The sequence below is a fragment of the Dyadobacter sp. HNCC25DJ184 genome, from assembly GCF_056895215.1.
This window is the reverse complement of sequence record NZ_JBXHAQ010000030.1, coordinates 1-8,673: the sequence shown is the minus strand read 5'-3', so window position 1 is coordinate 8,673 and position 8,673 is coordinate 1. Positions and strand designations below refer to the sequence as shown.

Below are 8,673 nucleotides of genomic sequence, written 5' to 3'. Positions count from 1 at the left end.
TCGTACCTTGCGATATAGCTCGTAGGTTTTATCGCCGTCAGATTGGTAAATTTCGTCAGCATTAGCCGCAGTATATTGAACAAAACCGTCTTGTGACCATGCGTGAGCTGGTGAAGCCACAGCAGGCATAAAGTAACATGCCCGGCCGCTGGCATCACCTGAGTGAACAGCATTCACAAAATTATCAAAGTATTTACGAGCTACATAGGTATTGTGCCGTAAAAACTCCTTTCCGGTTTCGTCTTTGTTGTACCATGCCACGCCGTTACCACTTTGCAATGTAGGCAGGTTGTAAGGAATTCCACGAACCTGACACCAATTGCGGAAACTCGAAAGATTTTCTTTTCCAAAATCGGTTAAACGCCCATCCCCATACGGCCAATTCATTTCTTCGGTTGCTCCACCGGCCAAAGCCAAATAACCAGCGTTTTCATAGGTGTAAAGTATTTCAGATAATTTCTTTACGGACTTGAATATACGCGCGTTTGCAATTTGATCAGTATAGGCCGGACTAGATTCCCCATATCTGTAATCCGGATTTTCCTTTGTTCCTATATTCATATCCACCACGTAGAACGGGCTTCCATCATTAAAAATCGGCACGCTGGTAAGAAGTGGGTCGTTACCTTTTCTAAGCGGCCAAAATGCCACTGACAAAGGCAATCCGCGCTTTCAATGCCATTCAATCAGCCTTTTAAAAGCTTCGGCCTGATAGGCTTCTTCCGTTTCTGACCCTAGAGCGCTTTCCAAAAATTGTTGGAATAATGGTGCAGAAACTCCATCTTCACCTGTTTACGATTGTCGTTTCATCAACTGTTCGAGCGCTTTGTCACGCATCTGTTCGAATGATGTCTTTTCCGTGATCTGTCTTTAAGCCAAAACTTTTAGACAGAGTCCTTTTACAGGCTCCGCTTAAAGTTTGATCGTCAACACCTTAGCCCAAAATGGATCATAATAAGCTCTTCGAGGCATTTTTTACAAAAAAAGGAACGATTAACAGTAGGTACGTTCAATATTCTGGAAATTTGATCCAATATTCCTGCTCGAAACTTCCTTTTGTTCCAAAAGAGAAACACGTTTCGGACTCCACTCCTCCCCCAATTCATACGCAAGTCGCTCTTCCTTAAAACCCAGCATCTCACAAATACGCTGGATATTTCTTCCATAGTGAATCGTCTTATTGATGTTAGATGTCGATGTTATATCTCAAAGTTACTGGTATTATCGACTTTTCAAAGTTCTAAAATAGTCGTTGCCGAGTAAAAATCCCAGTTACAGAATTTTTTAGAATGCACATTCCAACGAAATTCAGGCATGTTTTACATAGCCCGCCATTGTTATGAGATTCATTTCGGAAGATCCGGCTTCAATGCTCCCAGTCTGGATGTCGCCAGAAGAGCTAAATAATCCCTCCATATTGATCAAGGAATTTTGTGTTCTAAACACGATCTCAGATTGCAGGTTTATGTTGTGGCAAATGCTGAGCAGATCACTTTCGGCTGATAGCCAGCACTGCCAGGCATCCTGTGGAGAGCAGATTTACTTTTTTGAAAACCTGATGCCTTTCATTGAGGCTGTTTACCTAGTCCGAGAAAGATTGGCTGTCACTTCTGACAGTTTCGCTGGAGTTGCAGAAAGTCCTCAAATAAACCAACCCGAGTTTAGCGGGGAAGTTCAAAAGATTGATTCGAAAGAATTAAATAAATATATTCGAAAGCATTCCTTCTGGTATAGGCAGCAAATCGATGACCCGCTTCTGGTGTTATCCGAATTTTTTGACGCCTGCACCCTCGAGGATTTCAGAAACAGGTTGTACGAGATCCTAACATCATGTACCAAAGAAGGCTTTTATCAAAACGAAAGTCCAGTTGATGTTTTGTATTTCTTCGAAAGGGTTGAATCAGTTATCAACGTTGCCTACATTATCCTTCAAACAGAATTAGCAGATACTCAGAACTCAATACAAAAATTACCCAGTGAGCTTAATGTTAGTCGAGTCGTTTTAAACGATTTCTTTGACCAAATGTCGTTTAAAGAATGGAAGCACAACCTCGATGAAATACTCCATTTCGCTTTAAGTCGGCAGTCCGCAAATGATTGGGGAACTCCAATCGACACTCTCCCGATTTTCGTCCATCTCATCAGACTGATTGAGACGCTGCATACTATTAATAATTCACAACTTTAGAATTTAAGGAGGTTGTGAAGATCACGTACAGCAAATTTAAGTTTGTGCTAGCGGATATTTTTAGAACTTTAAAACATTGAAAGGCATGGCACTGTATAGGAAAAGATGTGAGGGAAAGGTAGAGTCAACATGGACACGCCGGGGATACCTTTCTGACCTCCCCCCGGCAAACAAGACAGCTGAAAACTATAGTTTTTCGGTGGCAAAAACAGGTTAAAAATGTAATTTGTCACTATGAAAAAATCAAAATTCACCGAAGCACAGATATCCTTTGCGTTGAGACAGTCAGAGACTGGGACACGCGTGGAAGAGATTTGTCGTCAGCTTGGAGTGTCCCAGGCGACCTTCTTTAACTGGAACCGCGGCGGCGGACCGCAAGAAATATGGGGGAATGGGAATAGAGATGATAAATTTGCAAAATGCTGTTTTTTTGATAGTTGCGTGTTCGAGTCCCGTTCATTTGTCCTCCTCGCTCAAATCATCATCTTTTTTATAAGATTCGCCAATAGGGTTTGATGTTGGATCGTTTCATTTGATAATTTACTTTGGGTTTAGTACTCATAATCTACCTCTGTCGCAATCGTGATATGAGGACTGAAACAGAGCAGTTCGGTATCAGATTCTGTCGCTGTGACCAGATCAAGCAACTTTCGCCGTTTTTCCCAGCGAAGCCCATCCTGAGCTTGTTGGAAAAAATCAAAGCTGCCCGCCAGATTATTGTTATAGACAGCGCCTATACCAGCGCTCAGCGGGTATGCTATACGACCAAAGTCTTAAGACCGGTGCGCCGGAAAATTGCCCTCGTAGCGCTACATTTACTTAGTAAAGCGTTTTTTTGAACCGACTGAAATTTATTGGCTACTGGCCCGGGCAGCTTATTATCCAGTCAGCCACCATAGTTTTAATTATTGGTTTATCGCTGTCTACGCGTGCTAATGATCGATGACACCTTACAAATAAGGGGTGATCACTGCTGGTCAGTAAGGATATTCTCATCCCCACCGTCTTCCGCTGAACTGAAGAATGGCATTTTATTGAGGCTGTCCATGAACCCAGGCGAGGAAACCATCTGGAAAAAAAGTTCAGCCTGCTCTTTTTCATGTTCGATCATTTCAGGATCATGGTCAAACTGCGCCATAAAGCTCGTCAGTCCTTCGTTGGCATCCCTGATCTTTGCCTCATCCCGGGAAAAATTGACGACAAGGGCGCGCCGTTTGATCAGGCAGTCGGCGTAACCATTAGGATCGTCGTCTTCTGCATAAAGATCAAGCAGGCGTCCATAGACCGCGTATAATTCCTGCCAGGCTGTGGACAGTAAACTGCCGTTCTGGACCAAAGCTGTAATGCCGAGGCCATATTGTTCCTCCTGCGCCTCGCGGCTTTTCAGCTTTCCGTAAATATTACCCAACTGATGCCTGACCTCTAATACGGCCTTAGCGTAAGGTTTGGGCACCTCTTCTTCGTTTCCACCGCATTGCTCCAGACAGTCCTGGTATCTCAAGATCGCATCTTCCCATTGTTCATCTATTTGATACATCAATGCAGCGACACGCCAGATCTTTGCACGGTATTCATTCAGGTTAATGGCATCAGACAGCGATTCCATGACCGACTCTGCCCGCGCTACCGCCGCCAGGCATTCCTTACTTTGCCCCTGGCGCAAATGAACCACCGCTTCAGCGGCGGCGATATCGAACTCATATTCAGTATACTCCTTGGGAACATCTGAACTTAAGCGCTTATTCAGTTCGTATGCACGGGTAATGGCCCGCATCGCTTGATCGTAATGACCTTCAAATGCATTGATCTCCGCTTGTTCGTTCAACATTTTGATATAGCAAGTGACATTCCTCAATGATGGGCCTTTAATCAGAAATTCAAATTCCGCGGCAGACCTATCGAACATTTTCTCTGCTTTGCCATATTCCTGGAAGGTCACCAAGACCGAGGCGATGCGATGCAGGATGCTGGCGAGCTCTAACCGGAAGAACGCGCTATCATCGCTGGTAATGCCATAAAGAAATTTAAGATTTTCCTGTAAATAGCCGAATGCTGCATTGGTTTTCCCCTTCATGAGCAGGATTTCCGTGTATTGAAGCGTAAGTGATACGGTCTGGGAATAGATCGGGATGTGGTTACTGTCTAGCTGACCGATCAGGATACCGAGCGCTTTTTCGAACAGCTTCCCGGCTCTGTCCCATTCATTCATGTATTTCAATAAATTACCATAGTCGATCAACAGTCCGGTGTAGATCGGCCGGAAACGGACGAGGTTCAATCTTAAATAACTGACCGTGATGCTCAAGGCTTCCCGGAACTTTGATTCCGATGAAATAATATCACGGGAGTTTAAATACATAAGGGCCTCGCGGTGCAGGAGGTTAACCTGGTAAAAGGCGCGTTCTGCCGGTTCATAATCAGCCAAAGCCGTTAGGCTTTCGTAACCCTCATCACACAGTGCCTTAGCGCGGGCATCATCCTTGATATTGATGAAGAACCCGCTGAGGTTGACAAACATGGTCGCGGTGGTCATGACCCCTAATGGTTCCGGGGACGACTTCAATAGCAGGTAGTTCGTATAAGCGGCGTTATAGTGCCTGCTCGCGACGTCCAGATTCTGTTCGGCAAAAGCCATATCACCAAGCTGCAATTGTAGCGATGTGCGTAATTCATCCAGTTGCTCTTCGAATATTTGGGGATTATTTTCCAGCAGATCTACCGCTTCCTGGCACAGTGCCTTCGCCGTTTGTAGTTCAAAGATACTGGACAGTACAAGGGCACGGCTTTTAAGTTCAAAGAAAAGATAGTAAGCACGCTCCTCTTGTGTTAAAAAATCGGCGTTCCTAAAGAAATTGATTGCGTCCGTAAATTTCTCGTCAGCCGCTTTCCATTGCAGCAATTCAGTATGCATTTTGGCGATAGCGGAAAGGTTCAGTCCATATTCAAGGTCTTTTTGCGCATCAAGATGTGCAATCGCCAGTTGATACTGCTGAAGTGCTTCGGCCGGCGCATTGGTCTCCAGATAACGGGCGTAGTAATGGTGATTATAATAGAACGAGTCCATGGCGATCGAGTACTTAAAATATCGTTCGCCTTTCTCCGCCTGTGCTTCGGTATAGTTCCTACCCCTCAGGATCGTCATGGCGTTCAGGAGATCCCCAACTGCCATGTCTTTTTTTTTTAGATCGAGGAGTTCCTGTTCTCGAACCAGTTTTTCACGCTCAACCTCGCGCGCCTCGGAACTTAGCAGCTCTTCCAACTCTGTGAACTTGCCGGCTTCAAACATTTTGATTGCCTCAGTAGTGGTCTCCGACCGCTCGGTCACATCTGTTTGCAGATAAAAGAGATGATATAAGGTCATCACAGATGACTTCATGTCATCCAGCTGCTCGTTCAGCTTCTCCAAACGCTCCGCGGCAAGCACCCATTTGGCATGAGCAGCATCCATCAGATCGCCGTTATCCTCTGTAGGTTCTTCATCGAATTTGGATGCCAGTTCTTTGTAGCGGTTCCGCTGATGGTCGATCTCCTGCGGCAAATGATCGATCTCGCCGATGAGTTTGATAACTTCTTCTGAGTTCGCGAAAATGACCTGGGTATGCTGCAATTGCGCAGGGTTCAGACGTTGCGCTAACAGTTGGTTCATTTTCTCGTGCATCTCCTCGGTGTTGCGGGCGGTCCGTGTCGCAATGTCGAGCAGTTGCTTCGTGTCGGTTTCTACAGAGCTTAACTTCGTAAAGGTCTTATTACCCTCGCGTGTCAGCCTGTCGAAGCGGCGGTTGATCAATCTGGCCAGCTCTACAAAATGAACCGTGATGCCCTGGAAGCTGCGTTCCAGGTGCTGCAGCACAATGTTACCGAACGTTTCTAATACGTCGTTAGTGATCAGGGAAAAGCCTTGCTCGATCCGGCTGATGGCATTTTCAATATCTTCAAGTTTGGCATGGGTTAGGTGTGCTTGTTTCTTCAGATCCCCCAATACCAATAACTGAAATGATTTAAAACCCTTATCATCATTTTTGAGCGTTTCTTTGAACGCTAGCTGAAAACATTCAGGCAGGTATTGTTCATGAAAGGCGACCAGCCTGTCAAGGCTTGCCTCATCAAACGTGACACCACTCAGCAATATAAGTTGTGCGGAAGCTACTTTAAAGAAGTCGTTTGGATTATCAATAATATCTTTATCGATAGGCGTAACATCCAGATAAGTTTCCAAGGAAGGCTTCGCTTCACTGAAGTATAGGTCGATGCCTTTTAAATAAGCTTTGATCTCCTTTTCGTCGCAAGCCTGAAAAAAAAGCACATCCTGCTCGAGTTCCTCTTTATAAAGTATTTTCAGGTAATCTAAGGCCGTTATCGAGGAAGACTTTATCACGCGCTCTACATCATGATTTAACTGCCTAGGGTGCTTGCTGATCACCATATTGTACAGTTGATCGTAAGTGCCAAAATCACCGATAAACTTTAACGCAAAATTTTTGGACACTTCCCCCGCTACTGCTGTAAGTATACCTCCGGTCAGGGCTTGATCATAGGTGGACAGCGTCTTTGCTGCCAGAAACATAGCACCATTTAACAAAAGGCCACCAGTAGTTTTGATGTGTTTTTCAGGAAGCATGCAACGAGGTTTTGATAAGGCAATTTAGCGAATTGCGGCGAAACAGACGCTACCTGCCTAAAATTCCGCCAGTTATCCAGGTATTCCTTCGGTCCCATGATGCCGAGGCGGGAATTGTCGCGGATGTAAGGCAAAAAATCAATCTTGCCAGCGTCAGTTTTTACTACTCCCTTATTGAAATCAGCTAGACTGACTTCATTGTACTTATGCAATGCTATCAAAACTCATCCGCGGCTCGAAAGTGTAATTACTGATTGTCTTGGAAAATCCGGACTAACAGAGCTCTACGAAAAGCTCCGGACATTACAGATTTCGTAAACAACAAAACTGGCCCAATGCGTCTTTGCGTCGGGCCGGAAAATTTTGGCTCTATCAACTTCACATTTCCCCTAAGTCTGTAAAGGAATAATAGCCTTCTGCCGTAATGATTAAATGGTCTAAAACACGGATATCTAAAATCTTTCCAGCCTGCTGAATTCGGGCTGTTAAAGTCTTGTCTTCCATGCTTGGCATCAACTTGCCTGATGGGTGGTTATGGGCAAGAATAATTGCTGTACTATTGGATTTTAGTGCAGCTGCAAAAATGAGTCTGATATCAACAGGTGTTGAAGTTATCCCGCCTTTGGAGTGGTGATAACAACCCAGCACCTGACAGGAGTTATTGAGAAGTAGAATTTTAAACTCTTCAATAAACTCAAGACTGTCTTCATTCCAGATGCTGGCAAACACCTGATAGGCATCATTGGAGCTCGTAATTTGAGTACGCTGACTCGCTTTAACATTTGTCTTGTAGACCAGTTCAATTTCTGCTGCCTTGAAATGGTTTGAAGTACTCTGTAGGTTTTCCATAATCAGATCATTTAGGATGAAAAAATCATTTATGGTGCCCTGTATGGTGGCGGCTGATAAGTGAGGCAAAGCAACGGAATAAAGGTAGTCCCTTGTGCGCCGGACGTGTTTATGCCGGAAGTTTGTCACACTTCCAGAAAGCCGACGCCTAACTTTGCAAAGTAATTGATGCGTGATCCACGTTTTGGTTTCGAAACTCTTCAGGCCTTTATAAATGGTTTTGCTCTTAATCAACCTCCTAAAAGAAAACGGACAATACCTGCAAGTATCAGAAGGTAAGACACCAGGGTTAACAGCTTCTCAAAAAAACGAACCAATACGGCCTGAAGATAATTTTCAAACTGCTCAAAGCCGTGCGAAGACCTCCGGTTAAATCGCCGTCTTTGAATCCAGTACCGAATGATGAAACCTGAAATAATCGGAACGAAACATTGCTGCTGAAAACTGCCTGCCGGATCTTGAAAAATATTCATTTTTAAAAAAGTTTATCGTGATTGAAATATGGCCGGGGAACCTCTCCCCGACCATCTTGATTAATTAAGGTTGAAACTTGCTGAGCCATGCGCAGCAAAACCCTCACAGAGATCAAAGGCTTTCTGAGATTTTAACTGAGCCGTTCCACCCAGTAGCAGCGATTTTATTTTGGCATCTTCGTCTTTGTAGCTTTTGACATTTTGAAAAAAGCCCGTTACCGCATTATAGGCTCCGAAAACGGTCCCTGCCCTCGTTGACATATTTTGCGTTTCACTGCCCAGGCCGTACTCATAAACGCTTTCGACCATGTTAATAAACTGGGTGGAAAGGTTCTCATTTTTTGACGCTCTGATATCGCTGAGTACCTGACCGTTGGGACCATCGCAAGCTGAATCAAAGTTTTCAGATCCTTGTCTGAGATCCGGACTTTTGACCAGTGATTGAATACAGGCTCAAGCTCCGAGGCAAACCGGTTTGTCATCCCCATCAGCTCATGAGCCTGCCTTAGACGCTGGTTGGCATTTACAGTGTGACGTACTCTGAC

The 8,673-nt window shown here is 44.7% G+C and carries 7 protein-coding genes and 1 pseudogene; 2 read left to right on the top strand and 6 right to left on the bottom strand.

The genetic code is table 11. The annotated features are described in order from the left end of the window. Positions 1-657: hypothetical protein (locus AC1XUD_RS26350; protein ID WP_483364044.1), on the bottom strand; the 657-nt coding region annotated here is incomplete at its 3' end. Positions 658-1,339: 682 nt separating this feature from the next. Between AC1XUD_RS26350 and AC1XUD_RS26345 the strand changes: the two genes are divergently transcribed. Beyond that, positions 1,340-2,188, top strand: coding sequence for a hypothetical protein (locus tag AC1XUD_RS26345; RefSeq protein WP_483364043.1), 849 nt, complete (start codon positions 1,340-1,342; stop codon positions 2,186-2,188). A 234-nt stretch (positions 2,189-2,422) separates the two neighbouring features. Then, a pseudogene (locus AC1XUD_RS26340) lies at positions 2,423-2,588 on the top strand (transposase); the annotation flags it as partial. Between the two features lie 567 nt (positions 2,589-3,155). Here AC1XUD_RS26340 and AC1XUD_RS26335 read toward each other — a convergent pair. From AC1XUD_RS26335 to AC1XUD_RS26315, 5 genes are all read right to left on the bottom strand, one after another. Next, on the bottom strand, positions 3,156-6,806 hold the full coding sequence (locus tag AC1XUD_RS26335) for a tetratricopeptide repeat protein (RefSeq protein ID WP_483364042.1): 3,651 nt from the start codon (positions 6,804-6,806) through the stop codon (positions 3,156-3,158). A 378-nt stretch (positions 6,807-7,184) separates the two neighbouring features. Then, a complete protein-coding gene (locus AC1XUD_RS26330; protein ID WP_483364041.1) occupies positions 7,185-7,655 on the bottom strand; it encodes a JAB domain-containing protein in 471 nt (156 codons plus the stop codon). A gap of 230 nt (positions 7,656-7,885) precedes the next feature. Continuing rightward, a complete protein-coding gene (locus AC1XUD_RS26325) occupies positions 7,886-8,128 on the bottom strand; it encodes a hypothetical protein (protein WP_483364040.1) in 243 nt (80 codons plus the stop codon). 60 nt (positions 8,129-8,188) lie between these two features. Beyond that, entirely contained in the window at positions 8,189-8,437 is a 249-nt protein-coding gene (locus AC1XUD_RS26320; protein WP_483364039.1) for a hypothetical protein, read from the bottom strand. Next, positions 8,344-8,673, bottom strand: a 330-nt coding sequence (locus AC1XUD_RS26315; protein ID WP_483364038.1) for a DUF932 domain-containing protein, incomplete at its 5' end; no start/stop codon positions are given. The genes AC1XUD_RS26320 and AC1XUD_RS26315, both read right to left, overlap by 94 nt.

What these genes read in the sequence shown, in the direction of transcription:
- AC1XUD_RS26345 (WP_483364043.1), top strand. Translation starts at nt 1,340, where the DNA reads ATGAGATTCATTTCGGAAGATCCGGCTTCAATGCTCCCAGTCTGGATG.
- AC1XUD_RS26335 (WP_483364042.1), bottom strand. Translation starts at nt 6,806, where the DNA reads ATGCTTCCTGAAAAACACATCAAAACTACTGGTGGCCTTTTGTTAAAT.
- AC1XUD_RS26330 (WP_483364041.1), bottom strand. Translation starts at nt 7,655, where the DNA reads ATGGAAAACCTACAGAGTACTTCAAACCATTTCAAGGCAGCAGAAATT.
- AC1XUD_RS26325 (WP_483364040.1), bottom strand. Translation starts at nt 8,128, where the DNA reads ATGAATATTTTTCAAGATCCGGCAGGCAGTTTTCAGCAGCAATGTTTC.
- AC1XUD_RS26320 (WP_483364039.1), bottom strand. Translation starts at nt 8,437, where the DNA reads ATGGTCGAAAGCGTTTATGAGTACGGCCTGGGCAGTGAAACGCAAAAT.